This is a genomic window from Variovorax boronicumulans, from assembly GCF_009811375.1.
In the GTDB taxonomy this organism is placed as follows: Bacteria; Pseudomonadota; Gammaproteobacteria; order Burkholderiales; family Burkholderiaceae_C; genus Variovorax; species Variovorax boronicumulans.
On record NZ_BKDH01000002.1, the window covers coordinates 481,589 to 508,301 of the forward strand.

The window sequence follows — 26,713 nt, forward strand, 5'->3', positions numbered from 1 at the left end:
ACGTTCATTCCTTGTAGTAGACGATCTGGTTCGACGTGGCCAGCAACGCCCCCTTCTCGCTCCACAGCTGCGCCTTCTGGTCGAAGAAGCCGTTGAAGAACTGCTGCCCCGCCGCGCAGCCCAGCAGGTAGCCCGTGCCGACCTCGGCCAACTCGGCGGCTCCGACATGGAAGTAGGTGGTGATCGACACCGTGCCCGCGGGCACGTGCGTGGCACGGCGCAGCCACACGCGCGGGTAGAACACGTCGCTCAACGCGGCGAGCGAGGCGAAGTCGAGCGGGCGGGCCTGCGCGTCGCGCACCCACAGGCGCGTTTCGCTGTGCTGCAGGCTGCCGTCCCACTTGGCGGGAATGCCGCCGCTGAAGGGGCGCATCTCGTACTGCTCGAGCCAGGCCACGCCCGACGGGCCGATGCGGATGCGATCGACGGCTTCGGGCTTCGGCGCCTCGGGCATCGTGAGGTCGGCCTGGCTCCAGGTGTCGCGGCGCGCGGCCGTGACCAAGGTGGCGGTGGTCGTCATGTTCGCCGTGCCATCGGCGCCGGGCTGCGTGATCGTCACCGTCCAGTGCTGCGTTGAGCGGTTGGTGCGCACGGCGGTGGCCTGGATGTCGAACGCGCCCTCGCCGAGCGCGGCCGCGTAGTTGACGGTCAGCGCGATGGGCGCGCCGAGCAGGTCGGGGTGCTTGAGCACCGCCTGCAGCGCGAGCGCCGCGGTGGTGCCGCCGAACGGGCCGACCATGTTCCAGTAGTCGGGACTCGTGGTGCCCGTGAAGTGCCCCACGCGGATGTCGCTGTGGTGCAGGGCCAGGGCTTTGTCGAGGGGGTGTGGGGTCGTGCTGCTCATGGTGATCGCCAGTGTGCCTGCGGAGGATGACGTCACGCAGTCGTGTGCGGGACGTTGGCGTGCTGCACTGCCGCAGGCGCGGTCAGCGCGGCAAGCCGATGCAGCTTGTCGAGCGTGCTCGGCCACAGGCTCTGGCTGAATTGCTCGCGGAAGAAACCGAAGTGGCCGATGCGCCGCGCCTGCACGTCGGCCGGCGCGATGCGCTCGACCGCGCTCGGCGCGCCCGCGTAGAAGCTCACGAGGCTGCGCGTGCCGGCGTGCGTCATCAGTTCGTCGTCGGTCATCGAGAGCGCGAGCACCGGGAAGCGCACGCGTGCATAGCTTTGCAGCGCGGGCTCGCCTTCGGCGCCCACGCTGTAGCGCGGGTTCAGGCACCAGCGGCGCCATTGCAGGATCACGCCGCGCGGCAGGTCGCCGACCTTCTTCAGCTTGCGGCCCGGGAAGTAGCCCCACAGGCGCGTGGCCAGCGGCACCAGCACGAACCAGAAATACAGGATGCTGCGCCGCAGCTTCGGCGCGTTCTCGCGCCAGTAGCCGCTGCCGGCCGCGATGCTCACGAGGCCATCGACCTGCCCGGGCCGCTGCAGGAAGCCCGGCAGCTGCGCGCCGAGGCTGTGGCCCAGCAGGTACAGCGGCTCGTCGGGCAGCGCGGCCTTCGCGGCGTCGATCACCGCCTCGTAGTCGCGCGCCCAGTCGAACAGGTCGGCCTGGAAACCACGCAGCGGCGCATCGCCGAGCGAGTCGCCGCTGCCGCGGTAGTCGAAGGTCCAGACCCGCAGGCCCTGCCCCGCGAGCCAGTGCGCGAAGGGCTCGTAGAACGACTGGCGCACGCCCATCGCACCGCCGATGACGATGCTGGCGCGCGGTGCGCCGGCGGGGTCGTAGCGGCGCACCGCCACGTGGGCGCCGGCGTCGACCGGCAGAACCTGCTGTTGCATGCCCTTCTCCTCAAAACAGACACGGTCCCTTCGCGAGACACCGCGGAACCGGCTTTGCCGGGCCGCTGGTGTCGCCCCCTGCAAGGGGGTTGGCGAAGCGACACGAAGTGCGCGAAGACTGGGGGTTAGCTCAAACCCTTTCAAAAATTCCTGCAGCGCCCTGGCCCATGCCCACGCACATCGTGACCATGCCGTACTTCAGCTTCTCGCGGCGCAGCGCGTGCACCACGGTGGCTGCGCGGATCGCGCCGGTCGCGCCCAGCGGGTGGCCCAGTGCAATCGCGCCGCCCATCGGGTTGACCTTCGACGGATCGAGCCCCAGCGTGTTCATCACCGCGAGCGATTGCGCGGCGAAGGCTTCGTTGAGTTCGAACCAGTCGATGTCCTCGTGCTTCAGGCCCGCATAGCGCAGCGCAGCCGGAATCGCCTCGATCGGGCCGATGCCCATGATGTGCGGCGGCACGCCCTTGCTGGCGAAGCTCACGAAGCGTGCGAGCGGCGTGAGGCCGTACTGCTTGATGGCCTTCTCGCTCGCCAGGATCAGCGCGCCCGCGCCGTCCGAGGTCTGCGAGCTGTTGCCGGCCGTCACCGTGCCGCGCGCGGCGAACACGGTGCGCAGCTTGGCCAGGCCTTCGATGCTGGTGTCGGGGCGCGCGCCTTCGTCCAGGCTCACGGTGCGGGTCTTGGCGATCGACTCGCCGGTTTCCAGGTTCGGCGTGCGGTCGGTCACTTCGATCGGTGTGATCTCGTCGGCGAACTTTCCGGCGGCCTGCGCGGCCAGTGCCTTCTGGTGCGAGGCGAGCGCGAACGCGTCCTGCGCCTCGCGGCTCACCTTCCACTGCTGCGCGACCTTCTCGGCCGTGAGGCCCATGCCGTAGGCGATGCCCACGTCGCCTTCGCGCTCGAAGATGGAGGGCGACAGCGAGGGCGAGTTGCCCATCATCGGCACCATGCTCATGCTCTCGACGCCGGCTGCGATCATCACGTCGGCCTCGCCGACGCGGATGCGGTCCGCCGCCATCTGCACGGCCGACAGGCCCGAGGCGCAGAAGCGGTTGACGGTGATGCCGCCGATGCTGGTCGGCAGGCCGGCCAGCACTGCCCCGATGCGCGCGACGTTCAGGCCCTGCTGCGATTCGGGAATCGCGCAGCCGCAGATGATGTCTTCGATGGCCTTGGGGTCGAGGCCGGGAACTGCCGCGAGTGCTGCCTTCAGCGTGGTCGCGAGCAGGTCATCGGGACGGTAGTTGCGGAAGTAGCCGCGGTGCGACTTGCCGATGGGCGTGCGGGTGGCGGAGACGATGTAGGCGTCTTGTACTTGCTTGCTCATGAAATCTGTCCTTAGTTGCGCACGGGCTTGCCGGTGCTGAGCATCCCCATGATTCGCTCTTGCGTCTTGGGGTGCACGATGAGCGAGCAGAACGCCTTGCGTTCCAGCGTCATCAGGTATTCCTCGGTCACGAGCGAGCCCGCGTCCACGTCGCCGCCGGTGACCACGTTCGCGATCAGGCTGGCAATGTGGAAGTCGTGCGCACTGATGAAGCCGCCGTCGCGCATGTTCACGAGCTGGCCCTTGATCGTCGCGGCGCCGCTGCGGCCCGCCACGCGGAAGGTGCGGCGAAGCGGCGGGCGGTAGCCGGCGTCGGCCATGGCCTTGGCCTGCTGCAGTGCCACGTAGAGCAGCTCGTCCTTGTTCGGCACGATCACGTCGCTGTCGAGCAGGTAGCCCAGCTTCTTCGAATCGAGCGCGCCGGTGCCGACCTTGGCCATCGCCGCGGCGGTGAAGCCTTCGGTGAGGAAGGGCAGCAGGTCGGTGCCCGTCGAAGCCGATGCGTTCTCGGCGGCACGGCGTGCGATGTAGGTCAGGCCGCCCGCGCCGGGGATCAGGCCCACGCCGACTTCGACCAGGCCGATGTAGCTTTCCATCGCGACGACGCGCTTGGCCGAGTGGATGGCCAGCTCGCAGCCGCCGCCCAGCGCCATGCCGCGCACGGCGGAGATCACCGGCACGTTGGCGTAGCGGATCTTGAGCATGACGTTCTGCAGCTCTTCTTCCGCGCCTTCGACCGCGCCGATGCCCGCGACCACGAAGGCCGGCAGCATCGCCTGCAGGTCGGCGCCGACCGAGAACACCTCGTCGGGCGACCAGATCACCAGGCCCTTGTATTCGGCTTCGGCCAGGTCGACCGCGGCGCCCAGGGCCTCGGCCACGTCGGGGCTGATGGCGTGCATCTTCGACTGGATGCTCGCGATGAGCACTTCACCGTCGAGCGTCCACACGCGCACATCGCCTTCGTCGCTGATCGTGGTGCCGGCGGTGTTGGCATCGGCCGCGTTCGCGCCGAGCACGCTCTCGGGGAACAGCTGGCGGTCGTGCACGGGCAGCTTGCGCTGCGGCACGAACTTGTTCTGCGACGCGCTCCACGAGCCTTCAGGCGTGTGCACGCCGCCGGCTTGCGCGACCGGGCCTTCGAACACCCACTTGGGCAGCGGCGCCGTGCTCAGCGCCTTGCCCGCGTCGATGTCTTCCTGCACCCACTTGGCGACCTGCGCCCAGCCGGCTTCCTGCCAGAGTTCGAACGGGCCCTGCTTCATGCCGAAGCCCCAGCGCATCGCGAAGTCGATGTCGCGCGCGCTCTCGGCGATGTCGGCCAGGTGCACGGCGGCGTAGTGGAAACCGTCGCGCAGGATGGCCCAGAGGAACTGGCCCTGCGGTCCTTCGCTCTCGCGAAGCAGCTTCAGGCGTTCGCCCGCGGGCTTCTTGAGCATGCGGCCGTACACCTCGTCGGCCTTCGCGCCGGCGGGCACGTACTCGCCGCTCTTCAGGTCGAAGCGCAGGATGTCGCGGCCGGCCTTCTTGAAGAAACCGGCCTTGGTCTTCTGGCCCAGGTTGCCCAGCTCCAGCAGCTTGGCGAGCACCGGCGGCGTCGCGAAGTTGGCGTAGAACGGATCGGTCTCGGCGTTCAGGTTGTCCTGCAGCGTCTTCACGACGTGGGCCATGGTGTCCAGGCCCACCACGTCGGCGGTGCGGAAGGTGCCCGAGCTCGCGCGGCCCAGCTTCTTGCCGGTGAGGTCGTCCACCACGTCGGGCGTGAGGCCGAACTTCTCGACTTCCTTCAGCGTGGCCAGCATGCCGGCGATGCCGACGCGGTTGGCGATGAAGTTGGGCGTGTCGTGCGCGCGCACCACGCCCTTGCCGAGCGTGCTGGTGACGAAGGCCTCGAGGTCGTCGAGCACCTGGGGTTGCGTGGTGGGCGTGTTGATCAGCTCCACCAGGAACATGTAGCGCGGCGGGTTGAAGAAGTGAATGCCGCAAAAGCGCGGCTTCAGAGCTTCAGGCAGCGCTTCGCTGAGCTTGGTGATCGACAGGCCCGAGGTGTTCGAGGCCAGGATCGAATGCTTGGCCACGTGCGGCGCGATCTTCTTGTAGAGATCGAGCTTCCAGTCCATGCGCTCTGCGATGGCCTCGATGATGAGGTCGCACTCGCCGAGCTTGGCGAGGTCGTCTTCGTAGTTGGCCTGCTCGATCAGGCCTGCGTCGGCCACGTCGCCCAGGGGCGCGGGCTTGAGCTTCTTGAGGTTGTCGATGGCGCGCGTGACGATGCCGTTCTTCGGGCCTTCTTTTGCGGCCAGGTCGAACAGCACGACGGGCACGCGCACGTTGACGAGGTGGGCGGCAATCTGCGCGCCCATCACGCCGGCGCCGAGCACGGCGACCTTCTTCACTTGAAATCGGGACATGGCTGAGTTTCGAAGTTATGAATCAGTTCGGGGAACACCGCGGAACCGGTTTGGCCGGACCGCTGGTGTTGCCCCTTGAGGGGAGGCTGCTACACGAAGTGAGCAGCACGGGAGTGGGTCAAGCTATCAAGAACAAAAGGGAATCTCCGCTGCATCGATGACGCGCTATGCCGAGTCCGATTCGGCACCTGATGTCGGTGGCGATTCGTCTGCTGCCAGTGAGTTCGCAAGGAGAACCAGTCCTCCCAAACCAAACAGACCGCAGATCGCCCAACCGAAACCGACCCACCACGGGAATGTCGCCGAGGCGCCTCTGTACCCGGTAGCAATGGGGACAGTTGCGAATATCCCAAGAAAGAAGATGACAGCGGCCGCACCAGCAGCAACCGCCACGAGGGCAAGGCCACCGATCAACTTTCCAGATGAGACGCTCATGTCACATGGCCTCCGTTGCGCACTTACTGCACACGGTTCCAGGTTTGGGTGCGCCAGAAGGGGCCGAGGTAGCCGCGCACTTCCAGCTTCTTGCCGCCGTCGATCGGCGTGAAGCTCGCGCGGTATTCCTTGCCGTTCTCGGGGTCGAGGATCTTCCCGCCTTCCCAGACGTCCTTGCCCTCGGCCTTCTTGCCGCCGCGGATGATCTCCAGGCCCGCGATGGGCTTGCCCTTGCGGTCGTCGGCGCATTCGTCGCAGGTGGCGTCGGGCTTGGTGTCCTTCTTCAACGACTTCTCGATGCGACCGAGCAGCGCGCCGTTGGCGTCGGCGATGCGGATCTCGGCCTTGGCCTCGCCGGTCTTGTCGTCGACGTTGCGCCACAGGCCCACCGGCGTGCTCTGGGCCATGGCCGAGACGGCGGTGACGGTGAACAAGACGGCTGCAAGCGTTGCTTTCATGAGCGGGCTCCCGGTGGGTCGATGAAGAAAGGCTGTGTGTCGCTTAAGCGAGTGCTGCGTCGGTGTCCATCAGCACCTTGCTGCCGGCGCGCGCGGTGCGCATCAGCATCACGGTCTCGGGGAACAGCTTGGCGAAGTAGAAGCGTGCGGTCTGCAGCTTGGCGACGTAGAACGGATCGTTGTTGCCGGCGGCGATTTCGCGCAGGGCCACTTGCGCCATGCGGGCGAACAGGTAGCCGAACACGAAGTGGCCGGCCACGCGCAGGTAGTCGACGGCGGCGGCGCCCACTTCGTCGGGGTTCTGGAAGCCCTTGAAGCCGATCTCGGTGGTGAACTTGGTGAGCTGGTCGCCCAGCATCGCGATCGGGTTGATGAACTCGGCCATCTTCTCGTTCACGCCTTCTTCTTCCACCAGCTTGGCGACGAGCTTGCCGAACTTCTTCAGCGAGGCGCCGTTGTTGCCCAGGATCTTGCGGCCCAGCAGGTCCAGCGACTGGATGGTGTTGGTGCCTTCATAGATCATGTTGATGCGGTTGTCGCGCACGAACTGCTCCATGCCCCATTCCTTGATGAAGCCGTGGCCGCCGAAGACCTGCATGCACGAGTTCGTCGCGATGTGGCCGTTGTCGGTGATGAAGGCCTTGACGATGGGCGTGAGCAGCGCGACCAGCTCGCCGCTGTCCTTGCGCACCTTCTCGTCGGGGTGGTTGTGTTCCTTGTCCAGCAGCAGCGTGCAGAAGATCTGCAGCGCGCGACCGCCTTCGGCATACGCCTTGGCCGTGAGCAGCATCTTGCGCACGTCGGGGTGCACGATGATGGGGTCGGCTTCCTTGTCCTTGGCCTTCACGCCCGACAGCGAGCGCATCTGGATGCGGTCCTTGGCGTAGGCCAGGGCGTTCTGGTAGGCCACTTCGGTCAGGCCGAGCGACTGGTTGCCCACGCCCAGGCGGGCGGCGTTCATCATCACGAACATCGCGGCCAGGCCCTTGTTGGGCTCGCCCACCAGCGTGCCGGTGGCGCCTTCGATCACGATCTGCGCGGTGGCGTTGCCGTGAATGCCCATCTTGTGCTCCAGGCCGGCGCAGAAGATCGGGTTGCGCTCGCCCAGCGAGCCGTCGGCCTTGACGTGGAACTTCGGCACCACGAACAGGCTGATGCCCTTGCTGCCCTTGGGCGCGTCCGGCAGGCGGGCCAACACCAGATGAATGATGTTGCTCGTCATGTCGTGCTCGCCGGCCGAGATGAAGATCTTGCTGCCGGTGATGCGGTAGGTGCCGTCCGCCTGCGGCTCGGCCTTGGTGCGCAGCAGGCCCAGGTCGGTGCCGCAATGGGGTTCGGTCAGGCACATGGTGCCGGTCCACTCGCCGCTCGTGAGCTTGGGCAGGTAGGTCTTCTTCTGGTCGTCGGTGCCGTGCGCGGCCAGTGCCTCGTAGGCGCCGTGCGACAGGCCCGGGTACATGGTCCAGGCCTGGTTGGCGCTGTTGAGCATTTCGAACAGGCACTGGTTCACCACGAAGGGCAGGCCCTGGCCGCCGAAGGCCGGGTCGCACGACAGCGCGGGCCAGCCGCCTTCGACGTACTTGGCGTAGGCGTCCTTGAAGCCGGTGGGCGTCTTCACTTCGTGCGTGGCCTTGTCGAGCACGCAGCCTTCTTCGTCGCCGCTGATGTTCAGCGGGAAGGTGACTTCGGCGGCGAACTTGCCGGCCTCTTCGATCACGGCGTTGATGGTGTCGGCATCGGTCTCGGCGTGGGCCGGCAGTGCCTTGAGTTCCTCGGCGACGTTGAGCACTTCGTGCAGCACGAACTGCATGTCACGCACGGGGGGGTTGTAGGTAGGCATCCGGGACTCTCCTGGTCGAAGCTAGATAGATTGGAAAAAACGAAAACGGAAAAACGAAGCGGGCCGCCGTGGCGCTCAGCGCACGGTCTTGAGGCGGCGCGTGCCGCGCGCAGCGGGCGCGGACTCGGCGGCATTGGAGGCAGGCGGCGCGTCCGGCGTGGCGGCGCGCGCAAGGATGTTGTCGAAGCCGACGTTGGCGCGGCCGATGGAGCCGGGCACCTGCAGGAAGCGGGCTTCGTAGTGCAGCGCGAGGATCAGGCCGTGGATCTCGAAGCCGACCTGGCGCTCGTCGGCGTCGGCGCGCAGGTGGCCTTCGGTCTTGGACTGCACGATGGCGCGCAGCACGGCGGCCTGCCAGATGCTGACCGACTCGACCAGCGCGTCGCGCACCGGGCCCGGGCGGTCGTCGAACTCGGAAGCGCCGCTGATGTAGATGCAGCCCGAGTCGATCTCGGTCGAGGTGCGCTTCATCCAGTTGGCGAACATGGCGCGCAGGCGCGGCAGGCCGCGGGGCGCCTGCAGGGCGGGGAAGAACACCTCCTGCTCGAAGCGGGCGTGGTATTCGCGCACCACCGAAATCTGCAGTTCCTCGCGCGAGCCGAAGTGGGCGAACACGCCCGACTTGCTCATCTTGGTGATCTCGGCCACGGCGCCGATCGACAGGCCCTCGAGCCCGATCTGTGCGGCCAGCGCCAGTGCGGCGTCGACGATGATGGCCTTGGTCTGCTGGCCCTTGGGGGCGGCGCGGGCCGGCTTGGCGGGAACGGCGGTGGCAGACATCGTGAAAGCTCCGAATAAAACGAACGGTCGTTCTATTTTGCAGGGGCTTTGCACTTTTGACCGCAAATGACCTTGGGCCGCGGTGGGTTAATAAAGGTTAGCCAAAGCAAGGGGCGGCCGCCAGGGGGCCGCACCCTTGCCCGGCGGGATCAGAACTCCTGCGACACGGGCCGCAGCACGACCTCGTTGATGTCCACGTTCGCCGGCTGCTCCACCGCGTAGACGATGGCGCGCGCCACCGAGTCGGCCGGAATCTGGTTGGCGTCGTAGAAGGCCTTCACGCCGGCGGCGCTCTCGACGTCGCTGCTGCCGAACTTCAGTTCCGAATCCACGGCGCCGGGCGACACGATGGTCACGCGCACGCCGCTGTTGCCCACCTCCACGCGCAGGCCTTCGGAGATGGCGCGCACCGCGTGCTTGGTCGCGCTGTAGACGGTGCCGATGGGCGTGAACACCTTCAGCCCGGCGATCGACGCGACGTTCACGATGTGGCCGCTGCCCTGCGCCTGCATGCGCGGCAGCACGGCGGCGATGCCGTAGAGCACGCCCTTGATGTTGACGTCGATGGTGCGGTCCCACTCGTCGACCTTGAGCTTGTCCAGCGGCGACAGCGGCATCACGCCCGCGTTGTTGACCAGCACGTCGATGCGACCGAAGGCCTCGACGGTGGCGGCAGCGAGCTTTTCCAGATCGGCACGCTTGGCTACGTCGGTGGCCACGGCGATGGCGTCGCCGCCGGCCTCGCGGATCTCGGCGACGACCTGGTCGAGCCGGTCGGTGCGGCGGGCCGCGAGCACCACCTTGGCGCCGCGCGCGGCCAGGTGGCGCGCCGTCGATTCGCCCAGGCCGCTGCTGGCGCCGGTGACGATGGCGACCTTGCCCTGGATGTTGTCTTGAATGGAGGTCATGGGAATTTCCTTGGGGTGTGTTGAAGAAGTGCATGCAGTGTGGAAAATCCACGCGTTCCAGTAAATGAAACTCTGGCGACTTCAGAATTCCCAAAAAAGGAACACTCCATGTCCAACCGCCTCGAAGCCCTGCGCGTGTTCTTCACCGCTGCCGATGCCGCCAACTTCCGCGAGGCGGCCGTGCGCCTGTCGGTGTCGCCGCAGGTGGTAACGCGCGCCGTGCGCGAGCTCGAGGAAGAACTGGGCGAGCCGCTCTTTCACCGCAGCACACGCGGCGTGCAGCTCACCGATTTCGGGCGCCAGCTGGCCGAGCGCGCCCGCGTGGCCGTGGGCGGCGTGGACGAACTTTTTCACCGCATCGACCGGCGCGCGCTGTCGCAGCACACGGGCACGGTGCGGGTCACGGCGCCGCATGTGTACGCCCGGCTGATTCCGCAGGCGCTGGCGCCGCTGCTGGCGCAGCATCCCGGGCTGGTGCTCGACCTGCGGCTGTCGGAGCAGCATGCCGACGTGGTCGACCAGCAGATCGACCTCGGCGTGCGCGTCGGCCCGATGCGCGACGCGCGCTTCGTGGCCCGGGGTGTGGGAAAGATGTCGCTGTGCGTGGTGGCATCACCTGCACTCATCGAGCGGGTCGGTGCGCCGCGCACCGTCGATGCGCTGTCCGGGCTGCCGGTGACGGCGCTGATCGACCACAGCTCGGGCCGGCCCTGGCCGTGGGCGTTCAGCAAGAAGCGGGTGTTCACCGTGTCGTCGCCCGCGTTCGTGACGGACAACATCGACGCCGAATGCGCCGCGGTGCTGGCGGGCATCGGCTTCGGCCAGCTCATCGGGCCGCTGGCGCAGCCGTGGCTGCAATCGGGCGCACTGGTGGAGGTGCTGGCGGCCGAGGCGCCGGAGCCCTGGCCGATCCACGTCTACCGCCCGCAGCGCGCGCCGGTGCCGGCGCGCGTGCGGCTGGTGTACGACGAGCTGGTGCGCGTGCTCAGAGCTTGAAGGGCACCACGTCCTGGCGCTGCTCGCCCAGGCCTTCGATGCCCAGCGTCATCACGTCGCCCTTCTTCAGGAACAGCGGCGGCTTCATGCCCATGCCGACGCCGGGCGGCGTGCCGGTGGTGATCACGTCGCCGGGCATCAGCGTCATGAACTGGCTCACGTAGCTCACGAGCTTGGCCACGCTGAAGATCATGGTCTTGGTGCTGCCGGTCTGCACGCGCTGGCCGTTGAGGTCGAGCCACATCGCGAGCTTCTGCGGGTTCTCGATCTCGTCGCGGGTGACGAGCCAGGGGCCGATGGGGCCGAAAGTGTCGCAGCCCTTGCCCTTGTCCCAGGTGCCGCCGCGCTCGATCTGGTATTCGCGCTCGCTCACGTCGTTGATGGTGCAGTAGCCGGCCACGTAGTCGAGTGCGCTCTTTTGCGACACATAACGCGCCTTCGTGCCGATGACCACGCCGAGCTCGACTTCCCAGTCGGACTTGACCGAGCCCTTGGGCAGCATCACCGGGTCGTTCGGGCCCTGGATGCAGCTGGTGGCCTTCATGAAGACGATGGGTTCCTTGGGCACCGGCAGGCCCGACTCGGCCGCGTGGTCGGCGTAGTTCAGGCCGATGGCGATGAACTTGCCGACGTTGGCCACGGGGCTGCCGAAGCGTGGCTTGCCCTTGACCAGCGGCAGCTTGTCGACCTTGGTCTTGCGCAGCTTGGCAAGGGCGGCATCGCCGAGCTGGTCGGGACCGATGTCCTTGACGACGGCGCTCAGGTCGCGCAGCTTGCCTTCGTTGTCGATGAGGCCGGGCTTCTCTTTGCCGGGGTTGCCGTAGCGGACGAGTTTCATGCGTTCCTTTCAGTGCATTGAAATAGGGAATGGGGTCAGTAGGTGGAGCGGCCACCGGAGAGGTCGAAGACCGCGCCGGTGGAAAACGAACAATCGTCGGTGCACAGCCAGCCGACCATCGCCGCCACCTCTTCCACGGTGCCGAAGCGGCCCATGGGAATCTTCGAGAGCATGAAGGCGATGTGGTCGGGGGTCATCTGGTCGAAGATGGCGGTCTTCACCGCCGCGGGCGTCACGCAGTTCACGCGGATGCCGGTGTCGGCCAGCTCCTTGCCGAGCGACTTGGTGAGCCCGATGACGGCGGCCTTGCTCGCACTGTACGCGCTGGCGTTGGGGTTGCCGTCCTTGCCCGCCACCGAGGCGATGTTGACGATGCGGCCCTCGCCCTTCGCGCCCTGCCTGCGCATCTGCGCCACCACCTCGCGACAGCACAGGAACACGCCGTTGACGTTGACCTCCATCACCTGGCGCCAGTCGTCCACCGGGTAGTCCCACAGCTTGACGTTGGGCCCGGTGATACCGGCGCTGTTGACCAATGCGTCGATGCGCGGCGCGTGCGCGAGCGTGGCGGCCACGGCCTTCGCGACCGAGGGCTGCTGCGTCACGTCGACCTTCAGTGCGAAGGCCTTGGCGCCCAGCGCTTCGGCCGCGCGCCCGGCGGCGGCCTCGTCGCGGTCCCACAGCGTGACGCTGCCGCCCGAGGCGACGAGCCGCTGCGCGATGCCGAAGCCCAGCCCCGTGGCACCGCCGGTGACCACGGCGTGGCGGCCTTCGAAATCGAGCCGGTTCATATCGTGATGCCGCCGTCGACCGTGAAGTACTGGCCGGTGGCGAAGATGGATTCGTCGCTGGCCAGGAACACCACCACCGGCGCGATCTCCTCGGCCTGCGCGAGCCGGCCCATGGGCTGGCGCGCCACGAAGGCCTTGCGCGCGGCCTCGGGGTCGGCGTTGGCGTTGATGCGATCGCCCAGCGAGGGCGTGTCGACCGTGCCCGGGCACACGGCATTGCAGCGGATGCCACGCGCCACGTAGTCGGCCGCCACGCTCTTGGTGAGGCCGAGCACCGCCGCCTTGGTGGTGCCGTAGACGAAGCGGTTGGGCAGGCCCTTCATGCTGGAGCACACGCTGGCCATGTTGATGATGCTGCCGCGCCCGGCCGCGAGCATGCCGGGCAGCACGGCCTGGATGGTCCACATCTGGGCGCGCACGTTGAGGCGGAAGGCAAAGTCGAGGTCGTCGTCACCGGCCTGCTCGATGGTGCCGTTGTGCACCACGCCCGCGCAGTTGAACAGCACGTCCAGCGTGGGCAGCTGCGCCACGACCGCGCCGATGGCGGCCTTGTCGAGCACGTCGAGCTTCAGGGCCGTGACGTTCGCCACGCCGGCATAGGCCGACAGCAGCTGCTCGTTGACGTCGGTGGCCCACACATGGGCGCCCTCGGCCGCGAGCGCCAGCACGCTGGCGCGGCCGATGCCCTGGCCGGCGGCGGTGACGAGCACGGTCTTTCCCTTCAATCTCATGGTCGGTGTCTCCTGGGGTGTTCTGCGGATGCGGGGTGGGTTCGGGTTAGGCCCGATGGGTGACATCTGTGAATCGCCGTATTCTGAATTGGCCTTACCACTTGTCCAATTCAGGACAACCCTTAAGCCGATCCACCGCCTCGCCCGCACCCACACCCTGCTCCCGTGCCGCTCCAGACCGTCGAACCCCAACGCCTCTATCGCCAGATTGCCGACCAGCTCCGGGGGCTGATCGCCAAGGGCGAGTTCGACGTGGGCGCGCGCCTGCCCGCCGAGCGCGACCTGGCCAAGCAGCTCGGCGTGAGCCGGCCCTCGGTGCGCGAGGCGCTCATCGCGCTGGAGGTCGAGGGCTGGGTCGAGGTGCGCACCGGCTCCGGCGTGTACGTGCTCGACCGCTCGCACCGCGCCAGCGCGCCGGTGGCGCCCACCGAGTGGGGGCCGCTGGAGCTGATCCGCGCGCGCCGCGTGATCGAGGGCGAGACCGCCGCCATCGCCGCCCTCTCGGGCAAGCGCAAGGACGTGGACGCGATGACGCGCGCCATCGCGTCCATGCGCGAGATGGCCGACCGAAACGTCATGCCGCTGGACGGCGACCGCGCCTTTCACCTGGCCATCGTCGGCGCCAGCGGCAACGTGGTGCTGGTCGAGACGGTGCAGGGCTTCTGGGATTCGCGCCGCGGCCCGATCTTCACGCGGCTGGGCGGCTACTTCGAGACCGTGACCTCGTGGCGCGCCGCCATCACCGAGCACGAGGCGATCCGCGACGCCATTGCCGCGCGCGACGCCGACGCCGCGCGCAGCGCGATGCACACGCACATGGACAACTCGCACCACCGTTTCAGCGCGAGCTGGCGCCGCGCCAAGCCCGCCTGATTTCTCGCCAGCCTTCCTGCCAGTTCACTACAACGGAGACACACCCCATGATCAGCAGCAGCAAGAACAGCAAACGCACCGCCCTCAAGGCCCTGGCCGCCTGCGCCCTCGCGGCCGGCGCGCTGGGCGTATCGGGCATCGCCTCGGCGCAGACCAAGCTCAAGTGGGCGCACGTCTACGAGACCTCGGAGCCCTTCCACAAGTACTCGGTGTGGGCGGCCGAAGAGATCAAGAAGCGCAGCAACGGCAAGTACGACATCCAGGTGTTCCCGGCCTCCAGCCTGGGCAAGGAAGCCGACATCAACCAGGGCCTGACGCTGGGCACGGTCGACATCGTGCTGACCGGCGCGAGCTTCGCGGGCAACAGCTACAAGCCGCTGGCCATCACCTACTTTCCGTTCATCTTCCGCGACGCGGAGCACCAGCTGAAGTACGCCAGGAGCGACGTGTTCAAGGAGCTCGCCAAGGGCTACGACGACAAGACCGGCAACCACATCACGGCGCTCAACTACTACGGCGCGCGCCACGTCACCTCGAGCGCGGCCAAGCCGGTGAGCAAGCCCGAGGACATGAAGGGCCTGAAGATCCGCGTGCCCGACGCGCCCGCCTACCTGGCCTTCCCCAAGTCGCTGGGCGCCAACGCCACGCCGATCGCCTTCGCCGAGGTCTACCTGGCTCTGCAAAGCGGCACCGTGGATGCGCAGGAGAACCCGCTGCCCACCATCGAGGCCAAGAAGTTCTACGAGGTGCAGAAGAACATCTCGCTGACCGGCCACATCGTCGACTCGCTGCTCACCGTGGTCTCGGGCCAGCTGTGGGCCAAGCTCAGCGCCGACGAGAAGAAGATGTTCAACGACGTGATGCAGGAAGCCGCCGAAAAAACCGGCCGCGAGATCATCGCCTCCGAGACCCGGCTGGTGGAGGAGTTCAAGAAGAAGGGCAACAACGTGATCACGGTCGACAAGGGCGCGTTCCGCGAGGCCGTGCTCAAGAACACCAAGCCCACCGACCACGGCTACCGCCAGCAGGACTACGACCGCATCATCGCGATCAAGTAAGGCCACACGATGAGCGACGACAAGCTGCTGGGCGACGACGGCGAGTTCCACGCCAAGGACGAGGCCGTCGACCTGTCCGGCACCACCGTGGAGGCCTGGGCCGCCCTGGGCATCTTCTGGGTGCTGGGCCTCACGGTGCTCTACCAGTTCGTGACGCGCTACGTGCTGAACGACTCGGCCTCCTGGACCGAGGAGATCGCGCGCTACCTGCTGGTGGGCACGGTGTTCGTGGGCGCGTCGATCGGCGTGGCGCGCAACAACCACATCCAGGTCGACTTCTTCTACCGCCACATGCCGCCGGCCATGGGCCGCGCGCTGGGCCTGCTGGTCGACGTGCTGCGCACGGCGTTCTTCGCGGCGGCCGTGGTCATGACGGTGCAGATGATGCTCAAGATCGGCAACAACGCGAGCATGACCATCGTCGACCTGCCGATGAACATCGTCTACGGCGTGTGCCTGCTGGGCTTCGTCGCCATGTGCGTGCGCTCGGTGCAGGTGAGCGTGGTGCACTGGCGCCGCGGCTACTGCGTGCTGGAGCGGCCCGAATCCACGATCGACGACCGCTGAGGTCGCAACCCCACTCCATCACGACAACAACATGCTGAAGATCGCCTTCCTGCTCTTCATGAGCGCCGGCATCCCGGTCGCCGTGGCCATGGCCGGTGCCTCGCTGGTCTACATCCTCTGGAGCGGCAACCTGCCGGGCTTCGTCGTCATTCACCGCATGGTGAGCGGCGTCGACAGCTTTCCGCTGCTGGCCGTTCCCTTCTTCATCCTCGCCGGCAACCTGATGAACAACGCCGGCATCACCAACCGCATCTACAACTTCGCGCTCGCATTGGTGGGCTGGCTCAAGGGCGGCCTGGGGCACGTGAACATCCTGGGCTCGGTGATCTTCTCGGGCATGAGCGGCACCGCCATCGCGGACGCGGCGGGCCTGGGCACGATCGAGATCAAGGCGATGAAGGAACACGGCTACTCGACCGAATTCGCGGTCGGCGTGACCGCGGCCTCGGCCACGCTGGGCCCGATCATTCCGCCGAGCCTGCCCTTCGTGATCTACGGGATGATGGCCAACGTGTCGGTGGGTGCGCTGTTCATCGCGGGACTGATGCCGGGGCTGATCATGACGCTGCTCATGATGCTCACGGTGGCCTACTACGCGCACAAGAACGGCTGGGGCGCGGACGTGAAGTTCCAGTGGCCGCGCCTCATGAAGGCGCTGGTCGAGCTGCTGGTGGTGTGCCTGTGGCCCACGCTGCTGTGGTTCGCGGTCGACAAGTTCGGCGCGCCGGCCCAACCGGCGGTGGCCATTGCGCTGGTGGTTCTTTTCGCGGCCGACAAGGTCTTCAAGTTCGAGGCGGTGCTGCCGATCATGACGCCGGTGCTGCTCATCGGCGGCATGGCGACGGGCCTGTTCACCGCCACCGAAGGCGCCATTGCCGCCTGCGTGTGGGCGATGGTGCTGGGCTTCTTCTGGTACCGCACGCTGCAGTGGAAGATGTTCGTCAAGGTCTGCCTGGAGACGGTGGAGTCGACCTCGACGGTGCTCTTCATCGTGGCGGCCGCCTCGATCTTCGGCTGGATGCTGACGGCCACCGGCGTCACGGCCGACATCGCGAGCTGGGTGCTCAACTTCACCAAGGAAGCCTGGGTGTTCCTGCTGCTCGCGAACCTGCTGATGCTGTTCGTGGGCTGCTTCCTGGAGACCACCGCGGCCATCACGATCCTGGTGCCGATCCTCTTGCCGATTTCGAACCAGCTGGGCATCGACCCGGTGCACTTCGGCGTGGTGATGGTGCTCAACCTCATGATCGGCGTGCTGCATCCGCCGATGGGCATGGTGCTGTTCGTGCTGGCACGCATCGCCAACCTCAGCATCGAGCGCACGACGATGGCGATCCTGCCCTGGCTGGTGCCGTTGCTGTTGAGCCTGGGCATCATCACCTACTGGCCTGCCACCGTGCTGTGGCTGCCGAAGATCATGCAGTAACGACCACCGCCGGCGCACCCGCGCCGGCTCCGAGAACGATACCCACGATGACCCCCTACATCCGACTCCATCCCGCCGACGACGTCGTCATCGCGCGCTCGCAACTGCTGGGCGGCACGCTCGTCGAGAACGTGGCCGTGCGCGGCCTGATCCCGCCGGGCCACAAGGTCGCCATGCGCGCCATCGCGCAGGGCGAACCGGTGCGCCGCTACAACCAGATCATCGGCTTCGCGAGCAAGCCCATCGCCGCCGGCGAGCACGTGCACACGCAGAACCTGGACATGGGCCCCGACAAGGGCGACTTCGAACGCGACTACGCCTTCGGCGCCGACGTGAAGCCCGCGCCCGCGAAGCGCGAGGCCACCTTCATGGGCATCCGCCGCGCCGACGGCCGCGTGGCCACGCGCAACTACATCGGCGTGCTGACCAGCGTGAACTGCTCGGCCACGGCCGCGCGCGCCATTGCCGACCACTTCTCGCGCAAGACCAATCCGCAGGCGCTCGCCGCGTTTCCGAATGTCGACGGCGTGGTCGCGCTCACGCACGGCACGGGCTGCGGCATGGACACGCAGGGCATGGGCATGCAGATCCTGGAACGCACGCTCACGGGCTACGCCACGCATCCGAACTTCGCGGGCGTGCTCGTCGTCGGGCTGGGCTGCGAGGCGAACCAGATCAACGCCTGGCTCGCGACCGGCCACCTGGCCGAGGGCGAGAACTTCCGCACCTTCAACATCCAGGACACGGGCGGCACGCGCAAGACGGTCGAGAAAGGCGTGGCGCTCATCAATGAAATGCTGCCGCGCGCCAACGCCGTGAAGCGCGAGCCGTGCAGCGCGGCGCACATCACCATCGGGCTGCAGTGCGGCGGCTCCGACGGCTACTCGGGCATCAGCGCGAACCCGGCGTTGGGCGCGGCGGTCGACCTGCTGGTGGCGCACGGCGGCACGGCCATCCTCAGCGAGACGCCCGAGGTGTACGGCGCCGAGCATCTGCTGACGCGCCGCGCGGTGAAGCGCGAGGTGGGCCAGAAGCTGGTGGACCGCATCAAGTGGTGGGAGCACTACACCGAGATCAACGAAGGCGAGATGAACAACAACCCCTCGCCGGGCAACAAGGCGGGCGGGCTCACGACCATCCTCGAGAAGTCGCTGGGCGCGGTCGCCAAGGGCGGCACCAGCAACCTCGAAGCGGTGTACGAATACGCGGAGCCCGTCACCGCGCACGGCTTCGTCTACATGGACACGCCGGGCTACGACCCGGTGAGCGCCACGGGCCAGGTGGCCGGCGGCGCGAACCTGATCTGCTTCACGACCGGTCGCGGCTCGGCCTATGGCTGCGCGCCCTCGCCTTCGCTCAAGCTGGCGACCAACTCGGCGCTGTGGCAGCGGCAGGAAGAAGACATGGACATCAACTGCGGCGAGATCGTCGACGGCACGGCCTCGATCCAGGAGATGGGCCAGCGCATCTTCGAGCTGGTGCTGGCCACGGCCTCGGGCGCGCACTCGAAGAGCGAACAGCACGGCTACGGGCAGAACGAGTTCGTGCCGTGGCAAGTCGGCGCGGTGATGTGAGGCCCACGCAGCCCCTGCCCGCCCGCCCCTTCGGCCACCGCCACGCCATCACCTTGAACGCAAGAGGAGCCTGATCCATGTCCAGAACCCTGCCGGCCGACGGCCTGCAAGCCAACGTCGCCCGCATCCTCGAAGCGGCGGGCAGCACGGCCGCCGAAGCACAGCAGGTGGCCGCCAACCTCGTGCTGGCCAACCTCAGCGGGCACGACTCGCACGGCGTGGGCATGCTGCCGCGCTACATCGATGCGGTGGCCGAGGGCGGGCTCGTGCCCAACGCCGCCGTGAAGGTCAACCTCGACATCGGCACGCTGATGGGCCTGGACGGCCAGCACGGCTACGGGCAGATCGTCGGCGTGCAGGCGATGGAGCTCGGCATCGCGCGCGCGAAGCAGCACGGCAGCTGCATCTTCACGCTCGCCAACGCGCACCACCTGGGGCGCATCGGGCATTTCGCCGAGATGGCGACGGCGCAGGGGCTGGTGGCGATGCACTTCGTCAACGTGCTCTCGCGGCCCGTGGTGGCGCCCTGGGGCGGCGGCGACGGGCGCTTCGGCACCAACCCGTGCTGCATCGGCATTCCGCTGGCGGGCGCCGAGCCCTTCGTGCTCGACTACGCGACCAGCCGCGTGGCGCAGGGCAAGATGCGCGTGGCCCACAACAAGGGCGAGCAGGTGCCCGACGGCTACCTCATCGACGAGCGCGGCGCGCCCACCAACGACCCGGGCGTGGTCGTGGTGCCGCAGGGCAACGGCCTGTTCGGCGCACTCATGACCTTCGGCGAGCACAAGGGCTACGGCATGGCCGTGGCCTGCGAGCTGCTGGGCGGCGCGCTCACGGGCGGCGGCACCTGGCACCGGCCCGCGGACACGGCGCGCACGGTGCTCAACGGCATGCTGACGGTGCTGATCGACCCCGTGAAGCTCGGCACGCAGAAGGCCTTCGACGAGGAGGCGCGCGAGTTCATCGGCTGGCTGCGGCAAAGCCCGCCGGGCCAGGGCTTCGAGGCCGTGCAGATCGCGGGCGAGCCGGAGCGCCGGGCGCGCGCGGCACGCCGGCGCGACGGGGTGTGGGTCGATGACGCGACCTGGGGCGAGATCGTCGCCGCCGGCGCCAAGGTGGGCGTGGCCGTCGCCTAGCGCCGCGCCGCCTGGCGCGACTTCTGGCTCAGCACCAGCGCGATGCCGCCAAGGATCGCCACCGAGGCGAGCGCCAGCCGCGGCGTGATCGCTTCCGACAGGAACAGCACGCCGCCGAACGCCGCCAGCAGCGGCACCGACAGTTGCACCGTGGCCGCCTGCAAGGCCGACAGCCGGCCCAGTGCCGCGTACCAGACCACGTACCCGAGCCCCGAGGTCAGCGCACCGGAGGCCACGGCCAACGCGACGCCGCGCACATCGGCATGCGCGCGCGTGGCGAACACCAGGCTCAAAGCCAGGGCCAGCGGCACGGCGCGCAGGAAGTTGCGAGCGGTCGCGGCCAGCGGGTCGGCCACGCCCCGTCCGCGCAGCGAATACACGCCCCACGCCACGCCCGCCACCGCCATCAGCACGGCGCCCAGCAGCGGCGGCGCGGCAACGCCCGGCGACACGAGGTAGACGAGGCCGGCCGCCGCAAGGACAAAGCCGCACCACGCCAGCACCCCGAAGCGCTCGCCGCCGCCCAGGCCCGCGCCCAGCATCGTGAGCTGCACCGCGCCGAAGAGGATCAGCGCGCCCGTGCCCGCCGGGAGGCTGAGGTACGCGAAGGAGAAGAACGCGACGTACGCGAACAGCATGACGGCCGGGAGCCAGCCGGTGCGCCCGAGCGCCGACGGCTGCGCCCGGAAGCGCACGACGAGCGCCAGCGTGATCGCCCCCGACGCGAGCCGGATGCTGCCGAAGCTGGCGGGGTCGATGCCGCCGTGCTGCAGCGCGAGCCGGCACAGCAGCGAGTTGGCCGCGAACGCGACCATGGCGACGGCGGTGAGCGCGGCAACGTGCAGGAAAAGGGCCGGGCGGGCAGCGGCGGCATCAGGCATGGCGCGCCCCGGAAAGCCAGCGGCGGCGGGAAGGACAAGCACTCATGCGAGCCTCCGATCCAGAGGTCATGCGAAACGGGCTTGTCACCGCGGCACCGCGTGGCGGCAAGGGAGGAAATTGATCGTACGCGCCGCCAGGGGCCGCGTCGAGTTCAGCGGTGCGGTGCCGGACCTGCCGGCCTCGCCTTCAGACGATCAGGGCGATCGTGGCTTCCAGGTGTTCCGACGGTGCCCGGCGGAAACCCGAGCGCGCAAAGCGCTGCAGCTGACCGACCACGAAGGCCGTGAGCGCCGCGGCGCGCACCTGGGCGTCGACGCTGGGCGTGGCCGAGCCGTCGGCGGCGGCCGCGCCGCGCAGCACCTGGCGCAGCGTGGCTTCGATCTTGTCGAAGAACTGGTTCATGCGCTGCTGCAGGCGTTCGTTCTCGAACACCAGCGCGTCACCGACCATCACGCGCGTCATGCCGGGGTTGCGCTCGGCGAACTGCACCAGCAGCACGAGGATGCGGGCCGCCTGCTGGCTGCCGGTGGCGCCTTCGCGCTCGAGGATCTGGTTGACCAGCGTGAAGACGCTCTGCTCGATGAAATCGATGAGGCCCTCGAACATCTGGGCCTTGCTCGCGAAGTGGCGGTACAGGGCCGCCTCGCTCACCTCGAGCCGCGCGGCCAGCGCGGCGGTGGTGACCCGCTCGGCACCGGGCTGCTCCAGCATGGCGGCCAGCGCCTGCAGGATCTGCACGCGCCGTTCGCCCGGCTTGGGGCGCTTGCGCGTCGGTGCGGCGGCGGGCGTGTCGGCCGGGGTCTCTACGCCGGGGGCAGCTGTCTCTTCGTTCTGCATGGGAGCGCGTGCAAAGATGTAATCAATTGATTCTCGCACAGCGCAGTGAGCGCGCGCCTTCCGCCGACGGAAGGCACGCGGAGGGCGCTCAACGCGCCCGGATCATCGTGCCGTAGGCCTGGTCGGTCAGTATCTCGAGCAGCATCGCATGCGGCACGCGGCCGTCGATGATGTGCACCGCGTTCACGCCGCTCTTGGCCGCGTCGAGCGCGCCTTCGATCTTGGGCAGCATGCCGCCCGAGATGGTGCCGTCGGCGAACAGGTCGTCGATTTCGCGCGCGCTCAGGTTGGTGAGCAGGTTGCCGTTCTTGTCGAGCACGCCGGGCGTGTTCGTCAGCAGCATGAGCTTCTCGGCCTTGAGCACCGTGGCCAGCTTGCCGGCGACGACGTCGGCGTTGATGTTGTAGCTCTCGTTCTCCTCGCCGAAACCGATGGGGCTCACGACGGGAATGAAGGCGTCGTCCTGCAGCGCCTTGACCACGCTGGGGTCGATGGAGACGATGTCGCCGACCTGGCCCACGTCGTGGTGCACGTTCGGGTCGGTGCGGTCGGCCAGCTTGAGCTTCTGCGCGCGAATGAGGCCGCCGTCGCGTCCCGTGAGGCCCACGGCCTTGCCGCCGGCCTGGTTGATCAGGCCCACGATGTCCTGCTGCACCTCGCCGGCCAGCACCCATTCGACGACTTCCATGGTCTCGGCGTCGGTCACGCGCATGCCCTGCACGAAGCTGCCCTTCTTGCCCAGCTTGTTCAGCGCGGCCTCGATCTGCGGGCCGCCGCCGTGCACCACCACCGGGTTCATGCCGACCAGCTTGAGCAGCACCACGTCTTCGGCGAAGTCGGCCTGCAGCGCGGGGTCGGTCATGGCGTTGCCGCCGTACTTGATGACGATGGTCTTGCCGTGGAACTTGCGGATGTACGGCAGCGCCTGGGCCAGGATCTCGGCCTTGTCGCGCGGAGGGATGTTGAGGACGGGGTCGGTCATGGGCGGTCAGGCTCCAAAGCGGTGGACGATGGGAAGAATTCTCGCAACAAGGCGGTGCCGGCGGTCAGGGCCGCAGCCAGCGCGGGACCTTGAAGCGCACGATCATCAGGTACGCCCCGACGTAGGTCGTGACGAACAGAAGGCAGAACAGCATCAGCACGAAGGTGTTGTTCCAGAACAGCACCGCAGGCACCACCGACAGCGCGGCGAACATCCACAGGTACGGCGAAGTGCGGTTGTTGCGCGCCAGCAGCTGGCGCGCCTCGTCGTCCGCGAAGGCCACGCGCACGATGCGCCGGAAGATCAGCTGGTGGAAGTGCAGCGCGTCGGCCGTGCCCGGCGACTGGCCCCGGGCCAGCTTGCGGTAGATGGAGAACAGCGTCTCCCACACCGGGTAGATCAAGAGCAGCATCGGGAACCACGGCGACACCACGCGGTGGCGCTGCACCAGCGTCACGCAGGCCACGGCGATCACCATGCCCCAGACGTAGGCGCCGCCGTCGCCGGCGAAGATCTTGCCGCGCGGGTAGTTCCAGACCAGGAAGCCGAAGGTGGCGCCGACCAGGCAGATCACCATCGCGGCCAGCTGCCGGTCGCCCAGCTGCAGCGCGACGTGCGAGATCGCCAGGCACACGAGCACGGCCACGGTGCCGGCCAGCCCGTTGTAGCCGTCGATGATGTTGAAGGCATGCGGCAGGCCGCCGATCGCCAGGGCCGCGAAGACCAGTGAGGCATAGGGCAGCAGCGCCAGCCAGCCGTCGAGCGTCTCGAAGCCGGTGCGCGCCACGCCCAGCCCCTGCACCCAGCACACCAGCAGCGCCGAGCCGATGGTCAGGCCCAGCCGGTAGCGCACCTTGACCTGCTGGGTCACGTCTTCGACGATGCCGCCGAGCACGGCGGGCAGGATGCACACCAGCGTGAGCATCGAGGACTTGAGCGGCCAGGCGATGTTCAGCGGCTCGATCAGGCCGGCGCCCAACCAGGCCGCGCTCATGCCGAGCATGATGCCGGCCCCGCCCAGGCGCGGCACGTGGCCCTTGTGGAAACGCTGGGGCATGTCGGCGCCATAGCGGCGCGCGTGTCTGCGCGCGCGGCGCATGAACAGCTGCACCGCGATGGCGGAGACGAAGAAACTGAGGATGATCAGGGCAATCATGTGTGGGGTTGGGGGAACCCTAGAATTCCCGAGCGAAATTAGACCATGCCCACGCCCCCTTCTTCACCCCACGCCCCGGTCACCCTGTCGATCGTGAGCCACGGCCAGCTCGCGCTGGTGCTGCCGCTGCTCGAGCAGCTCGACCGGCACAGCCGGGACGCGATCGCCAAGGTCGTGCTCACGCTGAACATTCCCGAGGCCGACCTGCTTGCAGGACGACAGTGGGGTTTCGCCATCGAGCGGATCGAGAACGTGGCGCCCCTGGGCTTCGGCGCCAACCACAACCAGGCCTTCGCGCGCTGCGACACGCCCTGGTTCCTGGTGCTCAACCCCGACATCCGCTTCGACGCCGACGTGCTCGCCCCGATGCTCGCCCAGGCCGCGCCCGACGCCGGCCTGATGACGCCGCGCATCCTGGAGTCGGGCCGGCCCGAGCCCGAGCCGCACCGCGCGCTGCTGACCCCCTTCGAGATCCTGGGCCGCAAGAAGCCCGGCTACCAGCCGCCGGCCGTGCCGGCCTGGATTCCGGGCCTGTTCATGCTGTTCCGCAGCGAGGCCTACCGCCGCATCGGCGGCTTCGACGAACGCTTCTTCATGTACGGGGAAGACTTCGACATCTGCGCCCGCACCCGGCTGGCCGGCTGGAAGCTCCAGGTGACCGAAGACCTGCGCGCGCGCCACGACGCCCAGCGCGCCAGCCACCGCAGCAAGAAGTACCTGTACTGGCACGTGACCAGCCTGCTCAAGGTGTGGCTATCGGGCGCTTTCTGGCGCTACTGGCGGCTGCAGCGCGCCGCCGCCTGAAAAAGGCACGCCGGCGTTTGCGAGGACAATCGGGGCCGAAAAGCCCGCACGAAAAGCCCGCTAGCGCCGCTTTCAGCACCGACGATGACGACCACGAGCAGCCCGACCTCCCTCCCCGAACACGCCCACCTGGTTCACCCGAAATACCGCCCGGACATCGACGGGCTGCGCGCCGTCGCGGTGCTCTCGGTGCTCGGCTACCACGCGTTCCCGCAGTGGATCAAGGGCGGCTTCATCGGCGTCGACATCTTCTTCGTCATCTCGGGCTTCCTGATCACCACCATCATCCTGGGCAGCTTCCAGGGCGACGGCTTCAGCTACCGCGAGTTCTATGCGCGCCGCGTGAAGCGCATCTTCCCGGCGCTGGCGCTGGTGCTGCTGGCCACCATGGCCTTCGGCTGGTTCGCCCTGCTGCCGCACGAATGGGAACAGCTGGGCAAGCACGTGGCCGCGGGCGCAGGCTTCGTCTCGAACTTCGCCTTCTGGAGCGAGGCCGGCTATTTCGACAACGCCGCCGAGACCAAACCGCTGCTGCACCTGTGGTCGCTGGCCATCGAAGAGCAGTTCTACATCTTCTGGCCCGTGCTGCTGGGCCTGGCCTGGAAGCGCAAGTGGCGCATGCTCGCGGTGCTCGGCACGGTGGCGGCAATGTCGTTCCTGCTCAACGTGACGACCATCCACAGCCACCGCACGGCCGCGTTCTATTCGCCGCTGTCGCGCTTCTGGGAACTGATGATCGGCGGCATGCTGGCCTATGCGCGGCTGCACCGCCCGCCGCCGAAGGCGGGCTGGAGCCGCCACGCGCAGTCGATTGCCGGCCTCGTACTGATCGTGCTGGGGCTGTGCTACATCCGCGGCGGCAAGGCCTTCCCGGGGTTCTGGGCCATCCTGCCGTCGGTGGGCGCCTTCTTCTGCATCGCCGCCGGGCCGACCGGCGTGCTCAACCGCTATGTGCTCGCGTCCAAGCCGATGGTGTGGGTCGGCCTGATCAGCTACCCGCTGTACCTGTGGCACTGGCCACTGCTGGCCTATGCGCGCATCCTCGAGGGCAAGCTGCCGTCGGACGGCATCCGCGCGCTGATGCTGGTGGCGTCGTTCGTGCTGGCGTGGCTGACCTACCGGTTCGTCGAGCGCTACACGCGCCGCAGCGAGAACCCGACGGTGACGGCGGGGCTGGTGGCCGTGATGATCGGCTTCGTCGTGCTCGGCCTGCTGGCGACCACGCGCTACTACGTGGGCCGCCACAGCGATCCGTACTTCAACAAGACCGCCGCGGCCGCCAAGGACTGGGCCTACCCGGATGGCCTGAGCCCGATCAAGGTCGACGGCGAGGTGCTGCAGCAGATCGGGCAGGGCAAGCGACGGGTGCTGTTCTTCGGGGACAGCCACGTCGAGCAGTACGGGCCGCGCGCCGTCGAGCTCTCCAAGACCTCGCCGGGCACCCTCGATTCGCTCTCTTTCGTGACGTGGGGCGCCTGCCCGCCGATTCCCAACGTGGTCGACGAGCAGAACAACCTCTGCGGCGAACGCCGCGACGGCGGCATGCGGCTGGCCATGAGCGACCGGTTCGACGCCGTCGTCTTCGGTGGCTGCTGGAACTGCTATTTCTCCGAGACCGGCAAGCCCAACGCCGAGAACGCAGCGGCCGACCGCTACTACTTCTTCGACGGCAAGGACAAGCGGCGCTTCATGGGCGGCGGCGGCGTGGACTTCTCGCTCAACATGCTCGAGACCGTGCTGACCACCTTGGCCAAGCACAAGCAGGTCTACCTGCTGCTGGACAACCCGGTCGGCGAGGGCTTCGGCCCCGAGGAGTTCATCAAGGGTGGCCGACTGGGCGACATGCAAGTGGGCAAGATGTCGCCCACCGCCCCCTGGGACCCGCGGCAGAAGGCGCTGCACGAGCGCATGCGGCAGATCGCGCAGCGCAGCGGCGCCATCGTGATCGACCCGATCCCGACCCTGTGCCAGAAGGACTGGTGCACCCGCGCCGATGCCGACGCCACGCCGATCTACAAGGACGCAGGCCACCTGCGCGCCGAGTACGTGCGCTCGCACGCCACCTACATGGACCCGGCGATGACGTCGGCGCCGGCCCGCTGAGGACCAGGCTGCGGC

The 26,713-nt window shown here is 68.0% G+C and carries 24 protein-coding genes; 9 read left to right on the forward strand and 15 right to left on the reverse strand.

Going from position 1 to position 26,713, the window contains the following annotated elements; all coding sequences use genetic code 11:
- Positions 1-4: 4 nt before the first annotated feature.
- From VHAB30_RS22115 to VHAB30_RS22150, 8 genes are all read right to left on the reverse strand, one after another.
- Entirely contained in the window at positions 5-844 is an 840-nt protein-coding gene (locus VHAB30_RS22115; protein WP_159278634.1) for an acyl-CoA thioesterase, read from the reverse strand.
- A 32-nt stretch (positions 845-876) separates the two neighbouring features.
- Entirely contained in the window at positions 877-1,782 is a 906-nt protein-coding gene (locus VHAB30_RS22120; protein ID WP_159278635.1) for an alpha/beta hydrolase family protein, read from the reverse strand.
- A gap of 130 nt (positions 1,783-1,912) precedes the next feature.
- The gene (locus VHAB30_RS22125; RefSeq protein ID WP_062471086.1) at positions 1,913-3,112 is read right to left on the reverse strand and encodes an acetyl-CoA C-acyltransferase; all 1,200 of its coding nucleotides are present in this window, start codon (positions 3,110-3,112) and stop codon (positions 1,913-1,915) included.
- An 11-nt stretch (positions 3,113-3,123) separates the two neighbouring features.
- Positions 3,124-5,523 (reverse strand): 3-hydroxyacyl-CoA dehydrogenase/enoyl-CoA hydratase family protein, encoded by a 2,400-nt coding sequence (locus VHAB30_RS22130; RefSeq protein WP_159278636.1) that lies wholly within the window; start codon positions 5,521-5,523, stop codon positions 3,124-3,126.
- A gap of 458 nt (positions 5,524-5,981) precedes the next feature.
- Positions 5,982-6,416: a DUF2147 domain-containing protein gene (locus VHAB30_RS22135; RefSeq protein ID WP_062471092.1), complete on the reverse strand. Its 435-nt coding sequence runs from the start codon at positions 6,414-6,416 to the stop codon at positions 5,982-5,984.
- A gap of 43 nt (positions 6,417-6,459) precedes the next feature.
- Positions 6,460-8,256: an acyl-CoA dehydrogenase C-terminal domain-containing protein gene (locus tag VHAB30_RS22140; RefSeq protein WP_070060218.1), complete on the reverse strand. Its 1,797-nt coding sequence runs from the start codon at positions 8,254-8,256 to the stop codon at positions 6,460-6,462.
- Positions 8,257-8,331: 75 nt separating this feature from the next.
- Complete coding sequence (locus VHAB30_RS22145; protein ID WP_070060219.1) at positions 8,332-9,036, reverse strand: TetR/AcrR family transcriptional regulator; 705 nt, start codon at positions 9,034-9,036, stop codon at positions 8,332-8,334.
- A 149-nt stretch (positions 9,037-9,185) separates the two neighbouring features.
- Positions 9,186-9,944, reverse strand: coding sequence for an SDR family oxidoreductase (locus VHAB30_RS22150; RefSeq protein ID WP_159278637.1), 759 nt, complete (start codon positions 9,942-9,944; stop codon positions 9,186-9,188).
- Positions 9,945-10,052: 108 nt separating this feature from the next.
- Between VHAB30_RS22150 and VHAB30_RS22155 the strand changes: the two genes are divergently transcribed.
- A complete protein-coding gene (locus VHAB30_RS22155; protein ID WP_159278638.1) occupies positions 10,053-10,940 on the forward strand; it encodes a LysR family transcriptional regulator in 888 nt (295 codons plus the stop codon).
- Here the strand turns inward: VHAB30_RS22155 and VHAB30_RS22160 are convergent.
- The 3 genes from VHAB30_RS22160 to VHAB30_RS22170 are packed head-to-tail and all read right to left on the reverse strand — an operon-like array spanning position 10,930 to position 13,300.
- Complete coding sequence (locus VHAB30_RS22160; RefSeq protein WP_159278639.1) at positions 10,930-11,778, reverse strand: fumarylacetoacetate hydrolase family protein; 849 nt, start codon at positions 11,776-11,778, stop codon at positions 10,930-10,932. The two genes, VHAB30_RS22155 and VHAB30_RS22160, sit on opposite strands and share 11 nt — an antisense overlap.
- Before the next feature lie 35 nt (positions 11,779-11,813).
- On the reverse strand, positions 11,814-12,569 hold the full coding sequence (locus VHAB30_RS22165) for an SDR family NAD(P)-dependent oxidoreductase (RefSeq protein WP_159278640.1): 756 nt from the start codon (positions 12,567-12,569) through the stop codon (positions 11,814-11,816).
- Positions 12,566-13,300, reverse strand: a complete 735-nt coding sequence (locus VHAB30_RS22170; protein ID WP_062471114.1) for an SDR family oxidoreductase — start codon at positions 13,298-13,300, stop codon at positions 12,566-12,568. The genes VHAB30_RS22165 and VHAB30_RS22170 overlap by 4 nt, the downstream gene beginning before the upstream one ends.
- Positions 13,301-13,465: 165 nt before the next feature.
- Between VHAB30_RS22170 and VHAB30_RS22175 the strand changes: the two genes are divergently transcribed.
- The 6 genes from VHAB30_RS22175 (at position 13,466) to VHAB30_RS22200 (ending at position 19,934) form a co-directional block, all read left to right on the forward strand.
- Positions 13,466-14,173, forward strand: a complete 708-nt coding sequence (locus tag VHAB30_RS22175; protein WP_159278641.1) for a FadR/GntR family transcriptional regulator — start codon at positions 13,466-13,468, stop codon at positions 14,171-14,173.
- 47 nt (positions 14,174-14,220) lie between these two features.
- A complete protein-coding gene (locus VHAB30_RS22180; RefSeq protein ID WP_070060224.1) occupies positions 14,221-15,231 on the forward strand; it encodes a sialic acid TRAP transporter substrate-binding protein SiaP in 1,011 nt (336 codons plus the stop codon).
- A 9-nt stretch (positions 15,232-15,240) separates the two neighbouring features.
- Complete coding sequence (locus VHAB30_RS22185; RefSeq protein WP_070060225.1) at positions 15,241-15,798, forward strand: TRAP transporter small permease; 558 nt, start codon at positions 15,241-15,243, stop codon at positions 15,796-15,798.
- Between the two features lie 31 nt (positions 15,799-15,829).
- Positions 15,830-17,224, forward strand: a complete 1,395-nt coding sequence (locus tag VHAB30_RS22190; RefSeq protein WP_159278642.1) for a TRAP transporter large permease — start codon at positions 15,830-15,832, stop codon at positions 17,222-17,224.
- A gap of 47 nt (positions 17,225-17,271) precedes the next feature.
- Positions 17,272-18,798: a UxaA family hydrolase gene (locus tag VHAB30_RS22195; RefSeq protein WP_159278643.1), complete on the forward strand. Its 1,527-nt coding sequence runs from the start codon at positions 17,272-17,274 to the stop codon at positions 18,796-18,798.
- Positions 18,799-18,875: 77 nt separating this feature from the next.
- Complete coding sequence (locus VHAB30_RS22200; RefSeq protein WP_159278644.1) at positions 18,876-19,934, forward strand: malate/lactate/ureidoglycolate dehydrogenase; 1,059 nt, start codon at positions 18,876-18,878, stop codon at positions 19,932-19,934.
- On the opposite strand, the gene VHAB30_RS22205 is transcribed toward VHAB30_RS22200, so the two are convergent.
- The 4 genes from VHAB30_RS22205 to VHAB30_RS22220 all read right to left on the reverse strand — a co-directional run bounded on the left by VHAB30_RS22205 (position 19,931) and on the right by VHAB30_RS22220 (position 23,791).
- Positions 19,931-20,815, reverse strand: coding sequence for a DMT family transporter (locus VHAB30_RS22205; RefSeq protein WP_159278645.1), 885 nt, complete (start codon positions 20,813-20,815; stop codon positions 19,931-19,933). The genes VHAB30_RS22200 and VHAB30_RS22205 overlap by 4 nt on opposite strands.
- 187 nt (positions 20,816-21,002) lie before the next feature.
- Positions 21,003-21,653, reverse strand: coding sequence for a nucleoid occlusion factor SlmA (gene slmA / locus VHAB30_RS22210; protein ID WP_062471138.1), 651 nt, complete (start codon positions 21,651-21,653; stop codon positions 21,003-21,005).
- Between the two features lie 88 nt (positions 21,654-21,741).
- Positions 21,742-22,635, reverse strand: a complete 894-nt coding sequence (gene argB / locus VHAB30_RS22215; protein WP_062471140.1) for an acetylglutamate kinase — start codon at positions 22,633-22,635, stop codon at positions 21,742-21,744.
- Between the two features lie 64 nt (positions 22,636-22,699).
- Positions 22,700-23,791 (reverse strand): glycosyltransferase family 4 protein, encoded by a 1,092-nt coding sequence (locus tag VHAB30_RS22220; RefSeq protein WP_062471143.1) that lies wholly within the window; start codon positions 23,789-23,791, stop codon positions 22,700-22,702.
- 45 nt (positions 23,792-23,836) lie between these two features.
- Between VHAB30_RS22220 and VHAB30_RS22225 the strand changes: the two genes are divergently transcribed.
- Positions 23,837-24,595 carry a galactosyltransferase-related protein gene (locus VHAB30_RS22225; RefSeq protein WP_159273768.1) on the forward strand — a complete coding sequence of 253 codons (759 nt, stop codon included), beginning with the start codon at positions 23,837-23,839 and terminating at the stop codon, positions 24,593-24,595.
- A gap of 84 nt (positions 24,596-24,679) precedes the next feature.
- Positions 24,680-26,698 carry an acyltransferase family protein gene (locus VHAB30_RS22230; protein ID WP_159273767.1) on the forward strand — a complete coding sequence of 673 codons (2,019 nt, stop codon included), beginning with the start codon at positions 24,680-24,682 and terminating at the stop codon, positions 26,696-26,698.
- Positions 26,699-26,713: the final 15 nt, after the last annotated feature.